Here is a 23,160-nt window from a genome sequence, read left to right on the forward strand (position 1 = left end):
ACCCCAGTCAGGCCGAAAAAGCCCCGATATCTGTCCGTGTGCGCCATGATTACAACGGGATATTGTCGTGTTTTTTCCACGGATTTTGCGCCTTCTTATTGCGCAGCGATGCAAACGCCCGGCAAATCCGCAGACGGGACGACCGGGGTTGGATCACTTCGTCAATGAAGCCACGCTCTGCTGCGACAAACGGGTTGGCGAAACGGTTTTCATAATCCTGCGTGCGCTGCGCAATCTTGTCCGCATCGCCCAGTTCCGATCGATACAGAATCTCGGTCGCCCCCTTGGCGCCCATCACGGCAATCTCAGCCGTCGGCCACGCATAGTTGAAATCACCGCGCAGGTGTTTGGACGCCATAACGTCATACGCCCCGCCATACGCCTTCCGTGTAATCAAGGTGACCTTCGGCACCGTCGCCTCGCCATATGCGAACAACAGCTTTGCCCCATGCTTGATCACGCCACCAAATTCCTGACTGGTGCCCGGCAGAAACCCCGGCACGTCAACCAGCGTCAGGATCGGAATTTCAAAGGCGTCGCAGAAGCGGACAAAACGAGCCGCCTTGCGCGAACTGTCGATATCTAAACAGCCCGCCAAAACCATCGGCTGGTTCGCAACCACACCCACCGTCTGGCCTTCAAGGCGCATGAAGCCAGTGATGATGTTCTTGGCAAAATCTTCCTGAATTTCGTAGAAATCGCCTTCATCGCCCAGCTTGGTGATCAGCTCTTTCATATCATAGGGTGCGTTCGCATTTGCCGGCACCAGCGTATCGAGGCTTTCGTCAATCCGTGCGGGATCGTCAAAGAAAGGTCGCGTTGGCGCTTTGTCGCGGTTGTTCAGGGGCAGGAAGTCGACCAGCCGGCGGACCTCGGCCAGTGCCTCCACATCATCTTCAAACGCACCGTCCGCGACCGACGACTTTTTGGTGTGAGTCGAGGCGCCGCCAAGCTCCTCGGCCGTTACGACTTCGTTCGTCACGGTCTTCACAACGTCCGGGCCCGTCACAAACATATAAGAGGTGTCTTTCACCATAAAGATGAAGTCGGTCATCGCGGGCGAATAAACGGCACCACCGGCGCACGGGCCCATGATCAGCGAAATCTGCGGCACAACGCCCGACGCCATGATGTTGCGTTGGAACACTTCGGCATAGCCAGCCAGCGACGCGACGCCTTCCTGAATACGTGCGCCACCAGAATCGTTGATGCCAATTACCGGCGCGCCATTTTGCATCGCCATATCCATAATCTTGCAGATCTTTTCGGCATTTGTTTCCGACAGCGAGCCGCCAAATACGGTGAAATCCTGACTGAAGACATAGACCAGACGCCCGTTGATCGTGCCCCAGCCTGTGATGACGCCGTCGCCCGCGGGCCGGTCCGCTTCCATACCGAATTCTGTGCACCTGTGGGCCTTGAACATGTCGAACTCTTCAAACGAGCCCTCGTCCAACAGCAGTTCGACCCGCTCGCGCGCGGTCAACTTGCCCTTCTTGTGCTGGCTGTCGATCCGGCGCTGACCGCCCCCAAGGCGGGCAATCTCGCGGCGGTCTTCAAGTTCTTGATGGATGTCTCTCATCTGGCGGCACTCCTTGATTTCGGGGCAAGCTAACGCCTAAACACCAATCCTGAAAGGGAAATTGGGCGAATTTGCAAAGTTATTGCAATGTGAATATTGCAAATTGAATATTTGCAAATATCGCGGACGCAGGATGGACAGCGTGACCCCGCGCGCCTAGCCATGACACATGCCTTCTCCGCCTGCATCCCGGTTTCTCGACCCAACCACACCGCCGCATGTCTTTACACTGACATTTGTAGCCGCGGCGGCCACCCTGTCGATGAATGTGTTCCTGCCCTCTCTGCCCGGAATGGCGCGGTATTTCGAGGTCGACTACCGCATCGTCCAGCTGTCCGTCGCTTTGTATCTGTGCATGAACGCCTTGATGCAAATCGTCGTCGGGCCGTTGTCAGACCGGTTTGGTCGTCGACCCGTCATCCTGTCAGGGTTTGTCATCTATATCTTCGCAACACTGGGCTGCATCTATGCGCCCAACATTCAGGTCTTTCTGGGCTTCCGCATGTTACAGGCCGCAGTTGTGGTCGGCGTGGTCCTGTCGCGCGCCGCCATCCGCGACATGGTGCCGGGCGATCAGGCAGCTTCGCTAATCGGTTACGTCACCATGGGCATGTCGATTATTCCGATGATCGGCCCCTCAATCGGCGGCGTGTTGGACCAAGCATTCGGGTGGAAAGCCAATTTCTGGCTGCAAGCGGGCGCAGGTGTCGCGGCCTTTCTGCTGACTTGGCGCGATCTGGGCGAAACCATCACGCCGCGCGCCGGCGGGTTTGGCGCGCAGTTTCGCGCCTATCCATCCCTACTGAGGTCGCCCCGTTTCTGGGGATATTGCGCGTCGGCCGCGCTGACTTCAGGCGCGTTCTTTGCCTATCTGGGCGGCGCACCATTCGTCGGCAGCGAAATTTACGGCATGAGCCCCGCCCGCCTTGGCTTTTTCTTCGGTGCACCCGCGGCGGGCTATCTGGTCGGGAACTATCTGTCTGGTCGATATTCGATACGGTTCGGGATGACCAAAATGGTGTTCTGGGGGGCATTGATAACGGCGGCGGGGCTGACGATCTCGCTTGCACTTTTCCTGCTTGGCTTGGGATCTGAATACATCTTCTTCGGCTTCATGACTTGGGTAGGTGTCGGCAATGGTATGACCCTTCCAAACGCCAATGCCGGCATGATGAGCGTGCGCCCTGAACTTGCTGGCAGCGCGTCAGGCCTTGGCGGCGCGTTGAACATCGGTGGCGGAGCCGCCCTATCGGCACTTGCCGGGTGGCTGCTGGTGTCCGGATCAACGGCGATGCCGCTTCTGATCCTGATGCTAACCTCATCGGCGCTGGCTGTGGTTGCGATCCTGTTCGTGATCCGGCGCGAAAAACGGTTGAACCTTTGACGACACGCATTTGCAAATGGTATGAATTCGTGACAGCAAATTCTGCAAATCAACCACAGGGACGCCCGATCTATGGCCACCCAGAAGCTCTATGCCGGTGTGAAACTTCGTGAAATCAGGTCGCGCCTCGGGCTGACCCAGAAAAGCTTTGCGGAAAAACTGGGTGTAAGCCTGCCCTATTTGAACCAGATGGAAAACAACAACCGTCCGGTATCGACCGGTGTTGTGCTGGCTTTGGCGCAAGAATTCGGCTTCGACGTCGCCGAGCTTTCGACCGGCGATGCCGAACGGCTGGTCAGCGACATGCGCGAAGCTTTCGCCGACCCGGTATTTTCAGACGTGCCACCCTTGGCGGACCTGCGTCTGGCAGCATCAAACGCGCCAGCACTTGCCCACGCGCTTTTGGAGCTTCACCGCGCCTATAGCATGGGTCATGAGCGGTTGGCGTCACTGGACCAAAACCTCGGCGCTGACGACAGTCGGACGAAGGCCAGTCCGTGGGACGAGGTGCGCGACTTCTTTCACTATTGCGATAATTACATTGATGCAGTGGATCGCGCGGCTGAACATTTTGCCAACACCGGTAACACGCGCGACTTGGACCCTGCCGCCATGGCCGAGGCCGTATTGCAAGATCGGGGGATCACGGTCGAGCGTATCGATCAAGAGGCAATGCGGACCTACGACCCTGAAAAGCGCCTCCTTAGCCTGTCCACGCGCCCACCACGTGCGACGCAAGAATTTCAGCTACTGATGCAGGTCGCCCTGCTGTCCCAAGACGCGTTGCTAGAGGCGACGCTGGACTTTGCCCGGTTCCAAACCGAAGAGGCCCGCGCCATCGCGAAACTTGGGCTTGCAAACTACTTTGCAGGGGCCGCCCTTTTGCCCTATGGGCAGTTTCTTGCCGCAGCGCACGAGACGCGCCATGACCTTGAGAGGTTGGCAGAGCGCTTTGGCGCGTCCATCGAACAGATTGCCCATCGTCTGTCTACTCTACAACGGCCCGGCGCGAAGGGCGTTCCTTTCTATTTCGTGCGCGTGGATCAGGCCGGCACCATCACCAAACGCCACTCTGCGACACGGCTTCAGTTCGCGCGGTTTGGCGGGGCGTGCCCGCTTTGGAATGTCCATCAAGCCTTTGAAACACCGGGACGTTTTCTAAGGCAGCTTGCCCAGACACCAGACGGCGTGCGCTATTTCTGCCTAGCCCGAAACGTCACGAAATCAGGCGGCAGCTTTGATGCCCCGGTACGCCGTTATGCCATTGGTCTGGGATGCGAAGTGAAGCACGCAGGCGCGTTGGTCTATGCCGACGATCTTGACGTCTCAAACGACGCCGCATTCGAGCCAATCGGGGTGTCTTGCCGTATCTGTGAACGCCAATACTGCCACCAACGCTCGGTCCCTCCCCTTGAACGTCAGTTGCAAGTCGACCCATATTCGCGGGGAACGCTTCCTTATGAGATAAAAAGATGAAGAATTTTCTGTTTTCAGTGTTTTTGGTAGTATTGGCAGCGGTGTCCTTGCCCAATGGACCCGCGACCGCCCAATCTGCGCAGACACTGTTGGAACGCCGGGTTTTTTACCAGTTTGACTCTGCCTATGCCAATCCTAAGGGCGTCGATAAGCGGCTTTCCGAAAGGCGCTTCCATGGGATCATATTGTGGGTCGGAAAACCAAAACCTGGAAAGCCAACGATCCTGTATCTGCCGGGGTCAGGAGGAAATCTAGCGATACGGCGCGGGAAATTCCCTTGGTTTTTGGATAAAGGCTATGGCGTCGTCGCCATGTCTTATCCCGGAATGGGCGGCAGCAACGGGTTGCCGAGTCGTAAGCGCATTCAAAATTTGGCCAATCAACTTTACAAGCAGCTTCCCGAAATTGTTGGCGACAGCCCCACAATCCTTTGGGGCGAAAGCCTCGGAACCGGCGTTGCGTTGGAAATCGCAACGCACAAGGTAGGACGTCAGCGGCCACCTTTGGGCATCATTCTTCAAGCGCCTTATACGTCTTTGGTTGAGCTTGTGGCATACAAGAACCCCGCCATGCTGCCATTGTTCCGATCCCGCTCAGACCTGTGGCCGTCTCGGCGAACGATCACAAAAACCAAAGCACCGCTGTTTATTTTGCATGGTGGCCGGGACACGACCGTTCCAATTGCGATGGGGCGCACACTTTTCAAGCTTTCACCCAGCCCCAACAAGGTTTTCACCACCCATCCCGATGCCAGTCACAAGACGATATGGCGCAAGGATGCCTTGGCCAAGATGCTTAAATGGATTGAGGCGCTATACTAAAAAAACAAAGCGCCCCGAACCTGCGTCGGGGCGCTTTTTATTAGAAACCTTGGCACTTATGTTGCGCTCAGCATCCTATAAATCTGATCCTTAAGGACCGCGCGTTTCTTGCGCATTTCCTCTTCATTAAATTGATCGGTCGGCTCCACGTTGGTTTCGGCGCGATGAACGGCGCGGTTCACATCGTGATACTCGTCCGACAGCTTGGCGAAATGAGCATCTGACTGCTTCATCTCGGTCATCTTGTCGGCGAACTCGGGAAATTCTTCATGCAGCTCATGAGGGGTGTGGGACATTCGCAGTCTCTCCTTCTGTCTTTGTTCAAACAAAGATTGCGCGGGTTCGTTGAGGACTGCATTGACCGGGATCAAACCGGGACGTTACCTTTGCGAATTCTGCCAGTCGGGGTGTATCCAAGGCGCCTCGTTCAAAGATGCGAGCCGTTGGCCCAAAATGTGGTCTGATGCCTTTTCGCCAACCATGATCGAAGGGCCGTTGAGGTTACCATTGGTGATGCGCGGAAAAACCGAGCTGTCGGCAACCCGCAAACCGTCAACCCCAATGACCCGCAGTTCAGGATCAACCACCGCATTCAGATCGTCGGCGCGACCGATGCGACACGTGCCGCAGGGGTGATAGGCGCTTTCGGCGTGTTCGCGAATGAAGCTGTCAATCTCGTCATCGGTTTGCAGCGCACTGCCCGGTTGGATTTCGTGCTTCACATGGTCATTGAACGCGTCTTGCGAAAATATTTCGCGGGTCAGGCGGATGCAGGTGCGGAAATCTTCCCAGTCTTGATCGGTGGACATGTAGTTGAAGAAAATGCGCGGTGCCTCGTTCGGGTCGGCACTTTTCAAAGTAATTTCCCCGCGTGACGGCGAGCGCATCGGTCCGGTATGGGCTTGGAACCCATGCCCTTCGGCAGCGGCCTTCCCGTCATAGCGCACCGCCATTGGCAGAAAATGATACTGGATATCGGGGTAGTCGACACCCGCGCGCGAGCGAATGAAGGCGGCGCTTTCAAACTGGTTCGACGCGCCCAGGCCCGTTTTGGTGAACAGCCATTGCGCGCCCAGAATACCCTTCCAGACAAGGTTCCAATACCGATACAGTGTGATCGGCTTCTTGGCTGCATACTGCATATAGACCTCAAGGTGGTCCTGCAGGTTTTGCCCGACACCGGGGCGATCTGCGATAACCTCAATCCCGTGCTCGGCCAGATGCGACGCGGGGCCGATGCCCGACAGCATCAAGAGCTTCGGTGAGTTGATCGAGCTTGCGGCGATGATCACCTCGGCCTCGGCGCGGATCACCTCGATTTTTCCGGCGCGCTCGACCTCGACCCCGATCGCGCGACCGTCTTCGATCACCACTTTGCGCACAAACGCCCGGATCAGCTCGCAATTGTCGCGCTTGAGCGCCGGGCGAAGATAGGCGTTCGCCGCCGACCAGCGTCGTCCCCGCCACACCGTCTGCTCCATCGGGCCGAAGCCCTCTTGCTGTTGGCCGTTATAGTCACCGGTGACCGGGTATCCGGCCTGCTTTCCGGCCTCGACAAAGGCATGAAACAAGGGGTTTGCCCGCGGCCCGCGCGTGACGTGGAGCGGCCCTTCTGTGCCGCGCCAGTCGCTGTCACCACCGTGACCACCGTCATGCCAATGCTCCATCCGTTTGAAATAGGGCAGCACATCCGCATAGGCCCAGCCATCCGCCCCCATCTCGGCCCAGTGATCGAAATCGCGCGCATGACCGCGCACATAGACCATCCCGTTGATCGAGCTTGATCCGCCAATCACCTTGCCGCGCGGCGTCACCAATGTGCGCCCGCCCAGATGCGGTTCAGGGTCGGTTTTGAACCCCCAGTCATACAAGCCCATATTCATGGGATAGCTCAGGGCGGCGGGCATCTGGATGAACGGACCCGCGTCCGAGCCACCATGCTCGATGACCAGCACCCGTTTTCCGGCCTCGGCCAGTCGATATGCCATGGCGCAGCCCGCGCTGCCCGCGCCCACAATGATGTATTCCGCTTGCATGTTCATATGTCCGATCGTCGGCCGCTTATTCCCCACGCGGGAAACGCTGACCTTCTTCAAGAGTGTCCAAATTCATGTGATTGCGCATGTAGCGTTCAGAAGCTTTTTGCAGCGGCTGATAGTCCCAAGGGAAATACGCCCCATTGCGCAGCGCCTCGTAAACCACCCAGCGCCGCGCCTGACTTTCGCGCACTTCGGCATCAAAAGCAGCCAAATCCCAGCGGGCTTCTGATTTGGCGCGCAGGCTGGTCAAAGTGCCTTGATGCGCCGGGTCGTCTGCGAGGTTGGTCAATTCGTGCGGATCGTCGTCAATGTTGAAAAGCTGATCGGGATCAAGCGCACAGCGGTTATATTTCCACGGTCCATATCGTAAAGAGACAAGCGGCGCATAAGACCCTTCGGCCGCATATTCCATCGCAACCGGGCTTTCTCGTGTGCCTCCCGTCGCCACCGGCAACAGGCTTTCGCCATCCACCCACGGCATCACCTCGTCCAGCGATACCCCTGCCAGATCGGCCAGTGTCGGCGTCACATCCAGCGTCGAGACCGGCGCTTGTACCAACCCCGGCTCCAGCCCCGGCGCCGAGATCATCAGGGGAACGCGCGCGGACCCCTCGTAGAAGTTCATTTTGAACCACAGCCCGCGTTCACCCAGCATATCACCGTGATCCGAGACAAAAACGATGATCGCCTCCTGCCGGGTCCGCTCCATCACGTCCAGCATCTCGCCCACCTTGTCATCCAGATACGAGATGTTGGCGAAATAGGCGCGGCGCGAACGGCGGATATCCTCGTCCGTGATATCGAAATTGCGCCAGTCATTGGCGTCGAATATCCGCTGCGCGTGGGGGTCATGGTCGTCGTAATCCATCGCGGGGACGTTGGGCAGAAGGTGCTCGCAATCCTCGTAGCGATCCCAGTATTTGCGCCGTGCCACATAGGGGTCATGCGGATGCGTGAAGCTGACGGTCAGGCACCAGGGGCGGTCGTCGTGACCCCGCGCCAGATCATAAAGCTTGGCGCAGGCGTGATAGGCAACTTCGTCATCATACTCCATCTGGTTGGAAATCTCGGCCACGCCGGACCCCGTGACGGACCCCATGTTGTGATACCACCATTCAATCCGTTCACCGGGTTTGCGATAGTCCGGCGTCCAGCCGAAATCGGCGGGGTAGATATCGGTCGTCAACCGTTCCTCGAACCCATGCATCTGGTCGGGGCCGACAAAGTGCATCTTGCCCGACAAAGCGGTTTGATAGCCCGCACGGCGCAAGTGGTGTGCATAGGTCGGAATGTCCGAGGCGAACTCAGCCGCGTTGTCATAGACCCGCGTGCGCTTGGGCAATTGGCCCGACATGAAGCTGGCCCGGCCGGGCGCACACAAGGGGCTGGCCGTATAAGTGTTGGCGAACCGCACCGACCGTGCCGCCAGCTTTTTCAGGTTGGGCGCGTGCAGCCAATCGGCAGGCCCGTCTGGAAACAGCGTGCCGTTCAACTGGTCAACCATGATGATCAGGATGTTCGGGTTGGTCATTGGTTGGCCTCCAGCAGCACATCAAGGCAGGCCAATACGCGCTCGCAGGCGTGCCCGGCACTTGGGATTTCTTCGCGCAGGGCACGGCGGATATAAAGCCCGTCGATCATCGAGGCGATCGTGTCGGCCACATCATGTGCCGCGTCCCCTACAAGCGGGCGCAGATCGTGGACAAGGTTGGAATGCAGCCGGTGCTGATAGACACGCAACAGCCGCCGCGCGCCGTCATTGCTTTGCGACATCACATAAAAATTCAGCCAGGCCGAAACGACCTCGGGGCGGAAATTCCCGGCTTCAAAATTTGCGCGGATGATCGCCTCGACCCGGTCGCGGGGGGCCGTAGCACCCAGCAGCGCGGCCCGCACCTGCGCGCTATAGACTGACAGAATATGGCGCATCGCCGCCAAGAAAATCTGGTCCTTGCCACCAAAATAGTGGTGCGCCAGCGCACTGGACATGCCAGCCCGTTTGGCGATCTGGGTCACGGTGACATCCAAGCTGCCGGCACGCCCGATCTCGTGGATCGTGGCCTGCACCAACGCTCCGCGCCGGATCGGTTCCATTCCAAGTTTCGGCATGACGTCTCCTGACCAGATGCTGGCGCAGGGTTGCGGTTTTTAATTGACTCGTCAATCAATAAAAAGCAGCGTCTGTAATCAATGAAGCTGGTTTCGCCCCCGCGTGTGCTGCGTTAGGGTTCGTGCGAGCGGTCCGCGTATACCACCGGACCACCGCCAAATAAGAAACCGCACCAATAAACAGGGAGCGACAAATGAACCTCAGAACAACACTATCCGCCATTGCCCTTTCGACCGCCGCAACGACCGCCTTCGCGGACGGCCATTGCAAAGAGATCGTATTCTCAGACGTTGGCTGGACAGACATCACCGCGACAACCGCCGCGACAACCGTTGTGCTTGACGCACTGGGCTATGAGACCGACATCAAGGTGCTGTCCGTGCCGGTGACCTATACGTCAATGGCCGAAGGGGACATCGACGTGTTCCTGGGCAACTGGATGCCCACAATGGAGGCCGACATCGCGCCCTATCGCGAAGCTGGCACCGTGGACACTGTGCGCATGAACCTTGATGGCGCTAAATACACGCTGGCTGTCAACAAAGCGGCCATGGATATGGGCATCAAGGATTTTGCCGACATCGCCGCCAACAGCGACGCGCTGGAAGGCAAGATTTATGGCATCGAGCCTGGCAACGACGGCAACCGCCTGATCCAGTCGATGATTGACGACAACGCCTTCGGCCTTGAAGGGTTCGAGGTCGTCGAAAGCTCGGAGCAGGGTATGCTGGCGCAGGTTGCGCGGGCCGACAAGAAAGGCGAGCCGGTTGTCTTCCTTGGCTGGGAGCCGCACCCGATGAACGCCAATTTCGACATGGGTTATCTGACCGGAGGCGACGATTTCTTCGGCCCCAACCTTGGCGGCGCACAGGTCATGACCAACACCCGCAAGGGCTATGTCGAAGACTGCCCCAATGTCGGTAAGCTGCTGAACAACCTCGAGTTCACGCTGGCCATGGAAAACGAGATCATGGCCGCGATCCTGGACGGTGGTGAAGACGCCGCAGATGCCGCCAGCGCTTGGCTGAAAGCCAATCCCGATGCGTTCATGGCGTGGCTCGATGGCGTGACCACCTTGGATGGTGGCGACAGCGTTGCCGCCGTGAAGGGCGCGCTGGGTCTCTGATCCAATCCAACCCAACACCGCGCCGGGGTTTCTCCCCGGCGCGTTTCTTTGACAGATCAATATCTGGGGATGGATGATCATGGAGTGGCTGACGGACACGAAGATCCCGGTGGGCAAGACCGCCAAAAAGCTCTTCGACTGGCTTCAGGAAACCGGCGAGCCCTTTTTCGACTGGCTCAGCTGGTTGATGGAGCTGCTGATCGACGCAATCCTTTGGGTGCTTCAAACGCCACATCCCCTGCTGATCACCGCCGTTTTCGTCGCCATCACCTGGATTTTGCAGCGCAACTGGAAAACCTGCGCGCTGGTGTTCTTCGGCTTCCTGTTCATCCTTAACCAAGGGTATTGGGAGGAAACCACCGAAAGCCTGACGCTGGTCCTGTCGGCCTGCGTCGTGTGCATGGCCGTCGGCACCCCCATCGGTATTGCAGCAGCCCATCGGCCCAGGCTTTTTCGCGCCATGCGGCCTGTTCTGGACTTGATGCAGACCCTGCCGACCTTCGTTTACCTGATCCCTGCGATCGTCTTTTTCGGCATTGGCATGGTGCCGGGTTTGATCGCCACTGTAATCTTCGTGCTGCCCGCTCCGATCCGCCTGACCCATCTTGGGGTCAGCTCGACCCCGCCTGACCTGCTGGAAGCCGCGCAAGCCTTTGGGGCGACCCCGCGTCAAACCCTTTGGAAGGTCGAACTTCCCTATGCGCTGCCGCAAATCATGGCTGGCCTGAACCAGACTATCATGTTGTCGCTGTCCATGGTGGTGATCGCAGCCCTTGTGGGCGCAGATGGTCTGGGCGTGCCCGTCGTGCGTGCACTGAACCAAGTGAACACCGCGCTTGGCTTTGAGAGCGGCATCATCATCGTGGTCGTTGCCATCATGCTCGACCGTATCCTGCGGGTGGAGCGCTGAGATGACACAAGCAACGAACCCATCCGAAGCCACAGGCGTGGCGGTCAAATTCGACAACGTCTCGATCGTATTTGGTGACAATCCTCAAGCGGCGCTGCCCATGATGGACGAAGGGAAAACCCGCGCCGAGGTGCAGCAAGAGACCGGTCAGGTGCTGGGCGTCCACAATTGTTCGTTGGATGTGCAGCAAGGCGAGATTTTGGTGCTGATGGGCCTGTCCGGCTCGGGCAAATCCACCCTATTGCGCGCCGTGAACGGGCTGAACCCCGTGGTGCGCGGCGCGGCGCATGTGTCCGATGGCGATACGCTGGTCGATGTCACCAACGCAGACAAAGCCACGCTTCGCCGCATCCGTGCGCGCCACGTGGCCATGGTTTTTCAACAATTCGGCCTGCTGCCGTGGCGCACTGTGCACCAGAATGTGGGGCTGGGGCTGGAGCTTGACGGCGTCTCGCTCGCCGATCGCAAAGATCGGGTCGACGCACAGTTAGAGCTTGTGGGCTTGGCCGATTGGGCTGACCGCAAGGTCGGCGATCTGTCGGGCGGGATGCAGCAACGCGTGGGACTTGCCCGCGCCTTTGTCACAGAAGCGCCGATCCTTTTGATGGACGAGCCTTTTTCGGCGCTTGATCCGCTGATCCGCACCCGCCTGCAAGACGAACTGATGGAGCTACAGCAAACCCTGAAACGCACCATCATCTTCGTCAGTCACGACTTGGACGAGGCGTTCAAACTGGGCGACCGGATCGCGATCATGAAGGGGGGGCGGATCGTGCAATGCGGCACCCCTCGCGATATTTTCACAGCGCCCGCTGACGACTACGTCGCAGATTTCGTAGCCCACATGAACCCGCTGGGCGTATTGACGGCGCGCGACGTGATGACCGACGGCACCAGCAGTTCATCAGTCAGCGTTGACGTGCGCGACCGCGTAGCGACGGTTATGACCGCGCTGGACGGGCAATCAGAGCTTGCCGTTACCGAAGGTGGCAATCCTGTTGGGCGGATCACCTCGGACGAGGTCATGAAACGACTGCTTGATCCGCGCGGTGAAAGCTAATTGGCAGCGATGCAATAGCGTAGTTCAGGTCTTTTGCCGACTGCTTTACGCGGGCAGGCAGCGGCGGGTAGTGCACCGGCGCTAACTTTGCCTTCTTCGCGCACCGCGACAATCTCGTGCGCCCAGCCAAAGGGGCGCGCCTGAAGCGACCACCCTGCCAGGACCGGCGATCCATCTGCGGATGAGCTTGCCAAATGGCGGTCATTTCTCGGCATCAAAAGCCAATAGCTGCGACTGCGCAGTTTTGAATGGACCTGTGACACTTTCATCCACACGCCATCCCCTGCTGTTTTGGCACAGATTTCGGCGCGCGTAACCGCACGCTCTGCACCGCTTCGGCCGCCAATTGGCTCCCATCCGACCAGGCGATCACAAAAGGACGCAGCCCCCCGGTTGGCGTCTGCATCGCCGGAAGATTGGCACCCCGCCAAACCAATTGACGCCGCTAAGGCAGAGAAGACGAGAAATCGACGCATGGTAACCCCCTGAATGATCTCAGAAACCCTATAGCACCTGAGGGCTTGGTCAAGTGAACCGGGCGCTGGAAAAGCACACCCGCAGATAAATGCGCATCGCGGGCCAGCTAGATCATTCAATAAATTAATCCGCGACCTAAGGCTCCTGACAGTATGCTGTCAGGAGAGGTGTGCGACATAGGCATCATCAACATCAACCAATGGAGCCTATCATGAACATGCAAACCACTGTCGCTTGGACCGAAATACCGGTCTCAAGTATTGATAAAGCAGTGACGTTTTACAATGCCGCATTGGACTGGCAGATGACGACCGACACGTCTGGCCCGATGCCAATGGCCGTTTTCAAAGGCGGCGAAGAAACGGTCGGCGGCCATCTTTTTGAAGGCGAGCCAGCGCAGGGCGGGGGTGGGCCGCGCGTGCATATCGCGGTCGAAACCAAGCTGGAAGACGCCGTAAAACGCTGGGAAAGGGCGGGCGGCAAGGTCATTTGCGATCCGGTGACCATCCCCGTTGGCCGCTTCGTCTATGCAACCGATCCCGATGGCAATACGTTGGGTCTGTTTGAACACAAGGACTAACCCATGCGCCGCGCCGACCGCCTATTTCAGATTGTCCAATATCTTAGGGGCGGTCGGCTGACCACAGCACGCAACCTGTCCGAAACGCTTGAGGTCAGCGAGCGGACGATCTACCGAGACATCGCGGATCTAATCGGATCGGGCGTGCCGATAGAAGGTGAAGCTGGCGTCGGATACGTGATGCGGGCGGGGTATGATATCCCACCCCTGATGTTCACCCGCGACGAAGTGATGGCGGTCATCGCTGGCACCCGGTTGATAGAACGTATGGGCGGGGCATTGATGGCCGAGGCTGCCGCCGAAGCCTTGGTCAAGATCAGATCGGTGCTTCCCGACGATCTGGACGCACAGGCCGACCGGGTCGAAATCCATGCAGGCCCTAACCTGATGCCATCTGAACGGGATCGCCATTTCATTGATAAAATTGAAGCTGCGATTGACGGCCGCCTTCGCCTCGCGCTGAGCTATGCGGATGAGGCGGGACGCAAAAGTACCCGTGTGGTCCGACCCTTGGCTCTTTGGCTTTGGCAGAACGGGTGGTGCGTCGTAAGTTGGTGCGAGCTGCGCGAGGATTTTCGCATGTTCCGTATCGATCGGATCGAAGGCTTCACGCAAGGCGAGCGGTTCCGCGAAGAACGCGACAAAAGCCTGCCCGCGCTTTACGCGCAATTGGCTGAACAAGGGATAGACCCGAGAGGATAGTGCGACGCGGATGCCCCTCGCGCGGGCTCAGTGCGCCTCAGCCCAGTTCATACCGGTGCCTGCATCGACAATCAGCGGCACATCAAGCTTTACTGCGGGCGCTGCCGCGCCTTGCATGACGGTGCGCACGACCTCGATCACTTCGTCGACCGCGCCGTCTTCCACTTCGAAGATCAATTCGTCATGTACCTGTAACAGCATCTTTGCGGGCAGTTTTGCGATGGCATCCGGCATACGGATCATGGCCCGGCGGATGATATCGGCGGCGGTGCCCTGAATGGGAGCATTGATCGCGGCGCGTTTGGCGAAGCCCGCGTGCGGGCCTTTTGCGTCAATTTCTGGCGTGTGGATTTGGCGGCCAAACAGGGTTTCGACGCGCTTGTGCTCTTTCGCAAAGGCCACAGTGTCGTCCATATACTGGCGAATACCGGGGAATCGTTCGAAGTAGCGGTCGATGAAGCCCTGCGCCTCTGATCGCGGAATGCGCAGGTTGCGGGCAAGGCCGAAGCCCGAAATTCCGTAGATCACGCCGAAATTGATTGCCTTGGCTTGGCGACGAATGTCGGGCGTCATGTCTTCCATCGGCACGTCGAACATTTCGGACGCGGTCATGGCATGGATGTCATGACCGTCACGGAACGCCTGTTTCAAAGCGTCGATTCCAGCAACATGGGCCAGAATGCGCAGCTCGATCTGGCTGTAATCAAGGCTGATCAGCTTCGTGCCTTCCGGTGCGACGAACGCTTCGCGGATGCGCCGACCCTCCTCGGAGCGGACAGGAATATTTTGCAGGTTCGGATCGGTCGAGGCGAGTCGCCCGGTGTTGGCGCCCGCAATCGAATAGGATGTATGCACGCGGCCTGTGTCTGGGTGGATGTGATCTTGCAGCGCATCTGTATAGGTCGATTTCAGCTTCTGAAGCTGGCGATAGTCCAACACGCGGGCGGCAAAATCATGCTCGGCCGCTAGGTCCGCCAGCACGTCGGCGGGCGTCGACCACTGGCCGGATTTGGTGCGCTTACCGCCTTCAAGCCCCATTTGTTCAAACAGGATTTCGCCCACCTGCGCCGGGCTTTGAACGTTGAATTCTCTGCCCGCAATCTCGTAAAGTTCGGCTTCGAACCCCGCCATTTTTTGCGAGAAGGCGTTGGACATGCGCGACAGGACTTCACGGTCGACTTTGATGCCGGTCATTTCCATCTGCGCCAGCACGGGCACCAGTGGGCGCTCTAGCCGTTCATAAACGCGGGTGACCTTTGCGCTATGCAGGCGGGGCTTGAGGTAATGCCACAGGCGCAGGGTAATATCCGCATCCTCGGCCGCATATTTGACTGCATCCTCAACCGGCACGCGGTCAAAGGTGATCGCCGATTTTCCGGTCCCAAGTAGCGATTTGATCGAAATCGGCGTGTGGCCCAAATACCGATCTGACAGTGTATCCATACCGTGATTATGCAGCCCCGCATTTTGGGCGTATGACATCAACATGGTGTCATCAATCGGCGCGATGTTGACGCCATAACGAGCCATAATCTTCGCGTCGTATTTCATGTTCTGTCCGATTTTCAGGATCGCGGGATCCTCAAGCACCGGTTTCAGTATCGTTAGTACTTCGTCCAATGCCATCTGACCTTCGGCCAAATCCGTGCCGCCGAACAGGTCGTCCGTCTGGCTGGTTTTATGTATCAGCGGGATATAGCAGGCCTGCCCCGGCTCGACCGCCAGCGATATGCCGACAAGATCAACACGCATTTCGTCAAGGCCCGTCGTCTCGGTGTCAAAGGCCACATATCCGCGCGCCATGATCCGGTCGACCCATGCGTTCAGGGCGGTGGCATCCTTGACCCATTCATAGGCGTCCGGGTTGATGTCGGGCATTTCGGGCGTGGTCGCGCCCTCCGGCTCGGCAATCTTGATCTCTGGCGGTTCCACACCCATCTTGCCTGCAACGCGGTTGGTGAGGGTGCGAAACTCCATTTCTGCAAGAAATTTCAACAGCGTATCAGGGTCCGGGTCTTTCAACTCAAGCGTCTCAAAATCGAGGTCCATGTCCATCGCCTCGTCCAGCTTCACCAGATCGCGGCTGAGGCGGATTTGATCGGCATTGTCGATCAGGGTTTGGCGACGTTTGGGCTGTTTGATTTCATCCGCACGCGCCAGAAGCGTTTCAAGATCGCCGAATTCATTGATCAACAGGGCCGCGGTCTTGATACCAATGCCCGGTGCACCCGGCACATTGTCCACGCTGTCGCCCGCAAGCGCCTGCACATCGACGACACGATCGGGGCCAACGCCGAACTTTTCTTCGACGCCTTCGACACCGATCCGCTTGTTCTTCATCGGGTCCATCATTTCGATCCCACCGCCGACAAGCTGCATCAGGTCTTTGTCCGAGGATAGGATCGTCACCCGTCCGCCTGCATCGTTTGCACGTTTGGCAAGGGTTGCGATGATGTCGTCAGCCTCGAACCCCTCTTTTTCAATGCAGGCGACATTGAAGGCACGGGTGGCATCGCGGGTAAGGGGGAACTGGGGCACAAGGTCTTCGGGCGCAGGTGGCCGGTTGGCTTTGTAAAGCGGATACATGTCGTTGCGAAAGGTCTTGCCCGAATGATCAAAGATCACCGCCACATGGGTTGGCGCGTCGGGACCTGCATTGTCTTCGATGAACTTGAACAGCATGTTGCAAAAGCCCGCGACAGCCCCGATGGGCAGCCCGTCAGATTTGCGCGTCAGCGGCGGCAGCGCGTGGTAGGCGCGGAAGATAAAGGCCGACCCGTCGACCAGATGCAGATGACAACCTTTTCCGAAGCTCATCGGCCTCTCCCTTATGTTGGCGCTTGTTCAGGACCGATAGAAGAGGCCGCGAAGCACCTGCCCGCGGCCTTGTCAGGTCCTGTCTTTTTTCTCTTACCCCACAGGAAGCGTCAGGTCAGGCAGCCTGCCCACCATCAACCTTTTCCGCATGGTCCTTGTGAACAAATTTGCAGTCGCAATACGGGCATTCGACCCAGCCATGCTCGCCCGAAATTTGCAGATAGACGCGCGGATGGCCAAGAGCACCCTCGCCCCCGTCACAGGAGACTTTATAGCTGTCCACGATTTTAGTTTCGGGTGGGGTCTGGGTCATCTGTGACACCTCGTTCATTCGTTTCAAGCCATGATACCAGCGCCGCATATCTCTGCAAGCCAGAACCGATCAATCGCGCGCGCGTTGCAGCATCCGACCCAGCGGGCGTCCGCCCAGAATGTGGGTGTGAAGATGGGTCACCTCTTGCACACCATCGTCGCCGGAATTTGCAATGGTGCGATAGCCCTGCCCGCCTTCGCCCGGAGAAACTCCCAAAAGCGCACAGACCTTACCGATGGCGCGACTGTAGCCCACGATTTCGGCATCGGTCGCGGCATTCGCAAAGTGGTCATAGGTCACATAGGGGCCTTTAGGGATGACCAGCACATGCACCGGTGCCTGAGGTTGGATATCACGGAAGGCCAGCGCATATTCATCCTCATAGACCGTGTCGTTTGGGATTTCGCCCCGCAGGATTTTCGCAAAGATGTTTTGATCATCATAGACATAGGCCATAGGTCGTCTCCGGTCTGAATGGGTGCCAGTCGGCGTGTTAATCTGCAAAAAGGTGGTTCAGTTCCGCGATTTCTTTCGCGTGGTCTTCTGTTATCGAAAGGAAGCGGGACACAGCGACGGTGTTCTCCTCGACACCTGATGTTTCGCTGATGCGATAGTATTCAGCAAAACCTGCATCACGTATCTGATCGCTTTCGAAGGCAACGTCAGAGCGGATTGTCGGCAACAGCCGGTCGATGGAGTCCTGCGGCGTGTTATCTCCGGCCAGTCCAACGCGTTTTGCATGGCCCAGCAGATAGTCGTCCGAAAACGCGCAGTCGATTTCAAGCAGCCGGGTCGTCGATCGGTCCGAAAAGAAATCCTGCAACAGATCCAAGTTGTTAGGGTCCATGCAGACCACCAGACGATTGGTGTCGTAATAGTCAAACAACATACGCATCAGCGCCCGACGGTGCCGCGTGCGCTTGCCCAATCGGGTCTGAATCCCCCCCAAATCGGGCATCGGGCAGCTTTCTTCGTCAAACAGGTATTCGATTGTCGGAATGCCTGTCACCTGCCCGATCTTTTGCAAAAGCCGTTTGCCCACATGCCATTTCTTGGAAACGATGATCAAAAGCTCGCGGTCGCGACCCAGACTGCTTTCGGCCTCCCAAAATCGTGGTGCGAAGCGTTGGCCGATCCGGCCGCGTCCGGTCAAAAACTTAAACAGGCTTCGCCCTTCGTTCGAAATCTGGAATTCAACCCCTTCGGCGGCATATAGGTCGCCCAACCGGCGCTTGAGATCGCGCGCCTCAGCACTGATTTTCCGCGCGAACAGAAAGTCTTGGCTTAGCAGCAGATCATAGTGATCGTTATAAAACGTCACCGGCATTCCATAGTCGGTGAACATCAGAAAAGTTGGGGTGCGCGACCGGATTTCCGTTTCCGGCACAAGGTGGCGCACAAGAGTCTGAAAGAATGTTTCGTCCGGTATCCACGTTGTACGGAAGAACCGCATTACGTCTTTGCGCTTGCGCGTAAACTCGACAATCCATTCAACGGTGCGCCGCCTGAGGCACCACCACTGGCTGCCGATCATGACCTGCACGTCGTTGGGCACGTCACGCGTTAAACCAAGCGACTTTTGAAGGTTGTAGCTGGTATAAAAGCGGCGTTTCTGGGTGCGCTCGTTGAAAAAATGGCGATAGATCAACCGCTCTTTCTTCATACCGGTTTTGATCCAGTCACTTTCAAAATAGTCAAAACTTTCTATGTAGTCGACGTCAGCAGCATCCAAGAAATTGTAAGTGTATTCCGCTGATTTGATCGCCATACAATCGCCGGACACCATATAGAAATGGGTGGCGCGCGGAAAGGCATCCAGAGCCGCCTCGACCGCATTTAGCGTGGCTTGCACCAGTGACCACTCGCCCCAACCACATTTGATACGTTTGCGCGCAAAGGTGACGTTGGGGTTGTCGGCCAGCGCGTCGCGGATCTTCTGAAAGTGGGCGGGATTGGCGCTTGCGTCGAAATGAATGGACATACAATCGCCCACCGCCGTCAGTCGCGTTGCCTGATTAATGATGGCGTCAGGATCTTTGTGGCAAAGCAAAATGAAGGCAATTTTGGCCATGGTGACGTCACAAAACCTTTGTAGACACGAAGACTGCGGCCATTGATACCGTGAAAGCCCATTGAATAAACAGTGTTTCTTTGCTTTTTTCTGAACTGTATAGATGTGATTTAGATTATCGGTTCTTGATGGACCCTGGAGGTATTGAGTAAATGGGATTTCCCGGCACTTGGATGACCGAAAGCGAAAGCGTTGTGTATCGGGTTGTTCCCAAATGCGCCTGCTCGACCATTGGCCAGATCATGTATTACTCGGATCATGGTGAATTTTTCGACGGCGACATCCATGACAGCAAGGACCGCTTGCATAAATGGGCGCAGGATGGATCGCAAAAACTGATTGAAGACAACGTTTTGGCGCATAAGAGCTATGCGTTCACCTGTGTGCGCAATCCCTATACCCGGGTCCTGTCCAGCTTCTTCGACAAGATATGTGGCATCCAGCGCAACGGGCGGCGGTATCGCGGCAATCTGGTGCCGCTTTTGATCCAAAAATACGGGATTGAGGTCGGCGACCCAGACAATGGGTTCGAATTCGATCAGGTTCAGAGCTTCCGTCGATTCCTTCTGTTCGCACGTGATACGATACGCTGGCGTCGCCCCATGGACCCCGACATTCATTGGTCAGCCATGTCCGGGCACGTTTCGACATTCATCGCCAATGGCGGACGCTATGACAATATTATCTGGACCGAGAAGTTCAACGAGGGCATGCAACAGGTGCTTGATGCTGTCGAGACGCCGCATGAGGTTGCACTAAAGGACATCCCTCGGTTCAACGAAAGCGAAGGGCACGGGCCAAAACGCGCCCATCCGGTCGAGGATTATTTCGACGACCTGTCGATGCATCTGATCTATGAAATCTTCAAACAAGATTTCGATCTGTTCAAGTATGATTTCGAAAACCCGAGCAACAAGATGCCAATTGGCGAGATTGATCTGGACGAGGTGCACGCCAAGCTCGGTGACTGAAGTTAAGCCCGAGCCTGACTTTTTCGGGTCGCGTCAGACCAGCCCTTTTTCGCGCAACAAAGCCAGCAGATTACGGTCTGCACGCGGGCCAATATGGCGGATAACTTCACCTGCAACTGTGCAGCCCATTTCGCCGCAGGTGCGCATGTCCGCGCCCGTCGCCAACCCATACAGGAACCCAGCGGCAAAGCCGTCGCCCGCGCCGGTCGCATCGACAGGCACAATACGCTCAACCGGCACGTCCATGCGTTCACCATTTGCCAGAATGGACACCCCATCGCCCGACCGGGTGCAGACCACCATCGGACAGATCGCGGCGGTTTTGGCGATTGCCTCTTCCATGTCAGAGGTTTCGAAAAGGGACTCAATTTCCTTCTCATTACCAATCACATAGTCCAATTCGTGCTCAATCAGGGTCAGAAAATCGTCGCGGTGACGTTCAACACAGAACGGATCAGAAATGGCGATGCCAGCCAGCCCGCCCGCCGCCCGGCAGGCGCGCGCCATGGCGATGAATGCCTCTTTTCCCTTGTCTTTGTCGAACAGGTAGCCTTCCAGAAACACAATTTCAGCCGCCGCCGCGACGTCCGGGTCCACGTCATCCGACCCAAGTTCGGCCGAGATGCCCAGATAGGTGTTCATCGACCGTTCACCATCCGGCGACACGAAGATCATGGACCGCGAGGTCGGCAGCTCGCCTCCCGGCACGGGCGGGTTCACAAAGCGGGTGCCGTCCATCTCCATCGCGTCAGCGTAAAAGCGGCCCAGCGCATCATCATGCACGCGGCCGACAAATCCAGTGGGCAGGCCAAGCTTGCCGATCCCGGCCAGTGTATTGGCAACCGATCCGCCAGCAGCCTGCTTGCGTTCTTTCATGGCGCCATAAAGCACTTCAGCGCGGTTGCGTTCGACCAGCTGCATTATGCCTTTCTCGATCCCCATCATTTCAAGAAAGCTGTCGTCAGCCACAGTCAGCACGTCCACAACAGCGTTTCCGATGCCGACAACCTTGTACTTTTTCGTCATAAATTCTTGTCCTCAAAAGGGCAGAGATCGCGGATAATGCAGTTTGCGCACATTGGCTTGCGCGCCTTGCAGGTGTAACGCCCGTGCAGGATCAGCCAGTGATGGGCGTGGTGTTGATAATCAGCAGGTATGTTGTCTTCAATCGCACGTTCGACCGCGTTCACGTCTTTGCCCACGGCGATCCCAGTGCGATTGCCAACGCGAAAGATATGCGTGTCGACAGCCTGCGCAGGCACGCCCCACCACATATTCAAAACAACATTGGCGGTCTTGCGCCCGACGCCCGGCAGCGACTGCAGGGCGGCACGCGAGTTTGGGACTTCGCCGCCATATTCCTCAACAAGGATACGGCTAAGCTTGATGACATTCTTGGCCTTTTGGCGAAACAGACCGATGGTTTTGATGTACTCGGACAGCCCCTCTTCACCCAAAGCCAGCATCTTCTCGGGCGTATCCGCGATTTTGAATAGCTCGCGGGTGGCTTTGTTCACGCCGACATCGGTGGCTTGCGCAGACAAGGCCACCGCAACCACCAGCGTATAGGCGTTCACGTGTTCAAGTTCGCCTTTCGGTTCGGCCTCGGCCTCGTGAAAGCGGTCAAAGATCGCGCGGATCTGGTGATATCCCAGTTGCTTTACCATGCAATTTCTATGCCCGTTTCTGGGCGAAGCGACAAGCCGCCTATCCGCCATTTCTTACGGATGCGCAATTTCCGGGTCGCTTTGACCGGGCGATCTGCGCCATTCTGAGGCGACAGATGAAACGAGGCCACCATGACCATTCAACAAGACAGCTATCATTACAACGTGATCCGCCGCGCCATTGACGAGATTGACGCGGCTGGCGGCGAGCCGCTTTCGCTGGAAGCGCTTGCCGCAAAAATGGACATGTCGCCTGCACATTTCCAACGGGTTTTTTCGCGCTGGGTCGGCGTGTCGCCCAAACGGTATCAACAATTTCTGACGCTCGGCCACGCAAAGACGCTTTTGCAGGACCGTTTTTCGACGCTTGCGACAACCCATTCGGTTGGCTTGTCGGGTCAAGGGCGGCTGCATGATCTTTTCCTGAGGTGGGAGGCGATGAGCCCCGGTGCCTATGCAACAGGCGGCGAAGGCCTGACCATCCATTGGGGTTGGTTTGACAGCCCGTTCGGACCAGCATTGGTAATGGGAACGGATAGGGGCATCTGCGGGTTGGGCTTTGCTGCGGAAACAGGCGAGGTCGTCGCCATGACCGACCTGCAATCCCGCTGGCCCAACGCCACGTTCGTCGAAGACACAGCGATGCTGGCGCCATGGGTCAAACACGCTTTCGATGGTCGCGGTATGACGCCCCTTCACCTGATCGGCGCACCGTTTCAAATCAAAGTTTGGGAGGCATTGCTGACCATTCCATCGGGCCATGTCACCACTTATTCGCAGATCGCCGAAAAGATCGGATCGCCGCGCGCCGTTCGTGCCGTCGGCACTGCGGTTGGCCGCAACCCGGTCAGTTGGCTTATCCCGTGCCACCGCGCACTGCGCAAATCGGGCGCACTTGGCGGGTATCATTGGGGGCTTCCGGTCAAGCGCGCGCTGCTTGCTTGGGAAAGTGCAGAGATCGAACAGGCGGAAAGCGCCTGATTTCAGCCGCTAACCGCCAATTTCAGGGCTTGTTATTCGATATCAATGCGCGTTCATGTAAAGAAAACGCGAA

The 23,160-nt window shown here is 57.6% G+C and carries 22 protein-coding genes; 10 read left to right on the forward strand and 12 right to left on the reverse strand.

Annotated features, from left to right (window positions below):
- Window positions 1-49: 49 nt before the first annotated feature.
- Window positions 50-1,582 (reverse strand): acyl-CoA carboxylase subunit beta, encoded by a 1,533-nt coding sequence (locus tag MUY35_RS15415; protein WP_248370071.1) that lies wholly within the window; start codon window positions 1,580-1,582, stop codon window positions 50-52.
- 169 nt (window positions 1,583-1,751) lie between these two features.
- Between MUY35_RS15415 and MUY35_RS15420 the strand changes: the two genes are divergently transcribed.
- The 3 genes from MUY35_RS15420 (at window position 1,752) to MUY35_RS15430 (ending at window position 5,263) form a co-directional block, all read left to right on the forward strand.
- A complete protein-coding gene (locus tag MUY35_RS15420; RefSeq protein WP_248370072.1) occupies window positions 1,752-2,966 on the forward strand; it encodes a multidrug effflux MFS transporter in 1,215 nt (404 codons plus the stop codon).
- 72 nt (window positions 2,967-3,038) lie between these two features.
- Complete coding sequence (locus tag MUY35_RS15425; protein WP_248370073.1) at window positions 3,039-4,442, forward strand: helix-turn-helix transcriptional regulator; 1,404 nt, start codon at window positions 3,039-3,041, stop codon at window positions 4,440-4,442.
- On the forward strand, window positions 4,439-5,263 hold the full coding sequence (locus MUY35_RS15430; protein WP_248370074.1) for an alpha/beta hydrolase: 825 nt from the start codon (window positions 4,439-4,441) through the stop codon (window positions 5,261-5,263). The genes MUY35_RS15425 and MUY35_RS15430 overlap by 4 nt, the downstream gene beginning before the upstream one ends.
- 56 nt (window positions 5,264-5,319) lie before the next feature.
- On the opposite strand, the gene MUY35_RS15435 is transcribed toward MUY35_RS15430, so the two are convergent.
- From MUY35_RS15435 to betI, 4 genes are all read right to left on the reverse strand, one after another.
- On the reverse strand, window positions 5,320-5,559 hold the full coding sequence (locus tag MUY35_RS15435; RefSeq protein WP_248370075.1) for a YdcH family protein: 240 nt from the start codon (window positions 5,557-5,559) through the stop codon (window positions 5,320-5,322).
- An 84-nt stretch (window positions 5,560-5,643) separates the two neighbouring features.
- Window positions 5,644-7,299 carry a choline dehydrogenase gene (gene betA / locus MUY35_RS15440; protein WP_248370138.1) on the reverse strand — a complete coding sequence of 552 codons (1,656 nt, stop codon included), beginning with the start codon at window positions 7,297-7,299 and terminating at the stop codon, window positions 5,644-5,646.
- Between the two features lie 25 nt (window positions 7,300-7,324).
- Window positions 7,325-8,833, reverse strand: a complete 1,509-nt coding sequence (betC, locus tag MUY35_RS15445) for a choline-sulfatase (RefSeq protein ID WP_248370076.1) — start codon at window positions 8,831-8,833, stop codon at window positions 7,325-7,327.
- Window positions 8,830-9,411 carry a transcriptional regulator BetI gene (gene betI / locus MUY35_RS15450; protein ID WP_248370077.1) on the reverse strand — a complete coding sequence of 194 codons (582 nt, stop codon included), beginning with the start codon at window positions 9,409-9,411 and terminating at the stop codon, window positions 8,830-8,832. Before betI ends, betC begins: the two co-directional genes overlap by 4 nt.
- 194 nt (window positions 9,412-9,605) lie before the next feature.
- On the opposite strand from betI, the gene MUY35_RS15455 reads away from it, so the two are divergent.
- From MUY35_RS15455 to choV, 3 genes are all read left to right on the forward strand, one after another.
- Entirely contained in the window at window positions 9,606-10,538 is a 933-nt protein-coding gene (locus MUY35_RS15455) for a choline ABC transporter substrate-binding protein (RefSeq protein ID WP_248370078.1), read from the forward strand.
- A 79-nt stretch (window positions 10,539-10,617) separates the two neighbouring features.
- The gene (gene choW, locus MUY35_RS15460; RefSeq protein ID WP_248370079.1) at window positions 10,618-11,448 is read left to right on the forward strand and encodes a choline ABC transporter permease subunit; all 831 of its coding nucleotides are present in this window, start codon (window positions 10,618-10,620) and stop codon (window positions 11,446-11,448) included.
- Between the two features lies 1 nt (window position 11,449).
- Window positions 11,450-12,508: a choline ABC transporter ATP-binding protein gene (choV, locus tag MUY35_RS15465; RefSeq protein WP_248370080.1), complete on the forward strand. Its 1,059-nt coding sequence runs from the start codon at window positions 11,450-11,452 to the stop codon at window positions 12,506-12,508.
- Here choV and MUY35_RS15470 read toward each other — a convergent pair.
- Window positions 12,505-12,984, reverse strand: a complete 480-nt coding sequence (locus tag MUY35_RS15470; protein WP_248370081.1) for a hypothetical protein — start codon at window positions 12,982-12,984, stop codon at window positions 12,505-12,507. The two genes, choV and MUY35_RS15470, sit on opposite strands and share 4 nt — an antisense overlap.
- Window positions 12,985-13,196: 212 nt before the next feature.
- Here MUY35_RS15470 and MUY35_RS15475 point away from each other — a divergent pair, with 212 nt between their 5' ends.
- Both MUY35_RS15475 and MUY35_RS15480 read left to right on the forward strand, forming a co-directional pair.
- Window positions 13,197-13,565 carry a VOC family protein gene (locus tag MUY35_RS15475; protein WP_248370082.1) on the forward strand — a complete coding sequence of 123 codons (369 nt, stop codon included), beginning with the start codon at window positions 13,197-13,199 and terminating at the stop codon, window positions 13,563-13,565.
- A gap of 3 nt (window positions 13,566-13,568) precedes the next feature.
- Window positions 13,569-14,267: a YafY family protein gene (locus MUY35_RS15480; protein ID WP_248370083.1), complete on the forward strand. Its 699-nt coding sequence runs from the start codon at window positions 13,569-13,571 to the stop codon at window positions 14,265-14,267.
- Between the two features lie 27 nt (window positions 14,268-14,294).
- On the opposite strand, the gene polA is transcribed toward MUY35_RS15480, so the two are convergent.
- From polA to MUY35_RS15500, 4 genes are all read right to left on the reverse strand, one after another.
- A complete protein-coding gene (polA, locus tag MUY35_RS15485) occupies window positions 14,295-17,084 on the reverse strand; it encodes a DNA polymerase I (protein WP_248370084.1) in 2,790 nt (929 codons plus the stop codon).
- A gap of 115 nt (window positions 17,085-17,199) precedes the next feature.
- Entirely contained in the window at window positions 17,200-17,397 is a 198-nt protein-coding gene (locus MUY35_RS15490) for a zinc-finger domain-containing protein (protein ID WP_248370085.1), read from the reverse strand.
- Between the two features lie 69 nt (window positions 17,398-17,466).
- Complete coding sequence (locus MUY35_RS15495) at window positions 17,467-17,853, reverse strand: histidine triad nucleotide-binding protein (RefSeq protein WP_248370086.1); 387 nt, start codon at window positions 17,851-17,853, stop codon at window positions 17,467-17,469.
- 37 nt (window positions 17,854-17,890) lie between these two features.
- Entirely contained in the window at window positions 17,891-19,468 is a 1,578-nt protein-coding gene (locus tag MUY35_RS15500) for a DUF5928 domain-containing protein (protein ID WP_248370087.1), read from the reverse strand.
- A gap of 152 nt (window positions 19,469-19,620) precedes the next feature.
- Between MUY35_RS15500 and MUY35_RS15505 the strand changes: the two genes are divergently transcribed.
- Window positions 19,621-20,439, forward strand: coding sequence for a sulfotransferase family protein (locus MUY35_RS15505; protein WP_248370088.1), 819 nt, complete (start codon window positions 19,621-19,623; stop codon window positions 20,437-20,439).
- 33 nt (window positions 20,440-20,472) lie between these two features.
- Here MUY35_RS15505 and MUY35_RS15510 read toward each other — a convergent pair whose 3' ends face one another.
- On the reverse strand, window positions 20,473-21,465 hold the full coding sequence (locus tag MUY35_RS15510) for an adenosine kinase (protein WP_248370089.1): 993 nt from the start codon (window positions 21,463-21,465) through the stop codon (window positions 20,473-20,475).
- Window positions 21,462-22,106, reverse strand: coding sequence for an endonuclease III (gene nth, locus MUY35_RS15515; RefSeq protein ID WP_248370090.1), 645 nt, complete (start codon window positions 22,104-22,106; stop codon window positions 21,462-21,464). The genes MUY35_RS15510 and nth overlap by 4 nt, the downstream gene beginning before the upstream one ends.
- Before the next feature lie 132 nt (window positions 22,107-22,238).
- On the opposite strand from nth, the gene MUY35_RS15520 reads away from it, so the two are divergent.
- Entirely contained in the window at window positions 22,239-23,087 is an 849-nt protein-coding gene (locus tag MUY35_RS15520; RefSeq protein WP_248370091.1) for a bifunctional helix-turn-helix domain-containing protein/methylated-DNA--[protein]-cysteine S-methyltransferase, read from the forward strand.
- The last annotated feature ends 73 nt before the right edge of the window (window positions 23,088-23,160 follow it).

This window comes from Aliiroseovarius sp. S1339, assembly GCF_023195695.1.
GTDB lineage: Bacteria > Pseudomonadota > Alphaproteobacteria > Rhodobacterales > Rhodobacteraceae > Aliiroseovarius.

Coding starts and splice junctions, on each gene's coding strand:
- MUY35_RS15415 (WP_248370071.1), bottom strand. CDS start 1,582: ATGAGAGACATCCATCAAGAACTTGAAGACCGCCGCGAGATTGCCCGC.
- MUY35_RS15420 (WP_248370072.1), top strand. CDS start 1,752: ATGCCTTCTCCGCCTGCATCCCGGTTTCTCGACCCAACCACACCGCCG.
- MUY35_RS15425 (WP_248370073.1), top strand. CDS start 3,039: ATGGCCACCCAGAAGCTCTATGCCGGTGTGAAACTTCGTGAAATCAGG.
- MUY35_RS15430 (WP_248370074.1), top strand. CDS start 4,439: ATGAAGAATTTTCTGTTTTCAGTGTTTTTGGTAGTATTGGCAGCGGTG.
- MUY35_RS15435 (WP_248370075.1), bottom strand. CDS start 5,559: ATGTCCCACACCCCTCATGAGCTGCATGAAGAATTTCCCGAGTTCGCC.
- betA (WP_248370138.1), bottom strand. CDS start 7,299: ATGCAAGCGGAATACATCATTGTGGGCGCGGGCAGCGCGGGCTGCGCC.
- betC (WP_248370076.1), bottom strand. CDS start 8,833: ATGACCAACCCGAACATCCTGATCATCATGGTTGACCAGTTGAACGGC.
- betI (WP_248370077.1), bottom strand. CDS start 9,411: ATGCCGAAACTTGGAATGGAACCGATCCGGCGCGGAGCGTTGGTGCAG.
- MUY35_RS15455 (WP_248370078.1), top strand. CDS start 9,606: ATGAACCTCAGAACAACACTATCCGCCATTGCCCTTTCGACCGCCGCA.
- choW (WP_248370079.1), top strand. CDS start 10,618: ATGGAGTGGCTGACGGACACGAAGATCCCGGTGGGCAAGACCGCCAAA.
- choV (WP_248370080.1), top strand. CDS start 11,450: ATGACACAAGCAACGAACCCATCCGAAGCCACAGGCGTGGCGGTCAAA.
- MUY35_RS15470 (WP_248370081.1), bottom strand. CDS start 12,984: ATGCGTCGATTTCTCGTCTTCTCTGCCTTAGCGGCGTCAATTGGTTTG.
- MUY35_RS15475 (WP_248370082.1), top strand. CDS start 13,197: ATGAACATGCAAACCACTGTCGCTTGGACCGAAATACCGGTCTCAAGT.
- MUY35_RS15480 (WP_248370083.1), top strand. CDS start 13,569: ATGCGCCGCGCCGACCGCCTATTTCAGATTGTCCAATATCTTAGGGGC.
- polA (WP_248370084.1), bottom strand. CDS start 17,084: ATGAGCTTCGGAAAAGGTTGTCATCTGCATCTGGTCGACGGGTCGGCC.
- MUY35_RS15490 (WP_248370085.1), bottom strand. CDS start 17,397: ATGACCCAGACCCCACCCGAAACTAAAATCGTGGACAGCTATAAAGTC.
- MUY35_RS15495 (WP_248370086.1), bottom strand. CDS start 17,853: ATGGCCTATGTCTATGATGATCAAAACATCTTTGCGAAAATCCTGCGG.
- MUY35_RS15500 (WP_248370087.1), bottom strand. CDS start 19,468: ATGGCCAAAATTGCCTTCATTTTGCTTTGCCACAAAGATCCTGACGCC.
- MUY35_RS15505 (WP_248370088.1), top strand. CDS start 19,621: ATGGGATTTCCCGGCACTTGGATGACCGAAAGCGAAAGCGTTGTGTAT.
- MUY35_RS15510 (WP_248370089.1), bottom strand. CDS start 21,465: ATGACGAAAAAGTACAAGGTTGTCGGCATCGGAAACGCTGTTGTGGAC.
- nth (WP_248370090.1), bottom strand. CDS start 22,106: ATGGTAAAGCAACTGGGATATCACCAGATCCGCGCGATCTTTGACCGC.
- MUY35_RS15520 (WP_248370091.1), top strand. CDS start 22,239: ATGACCATTCAACAAGACAGCTATCATTACAACGTGATCCGCCGCGCC.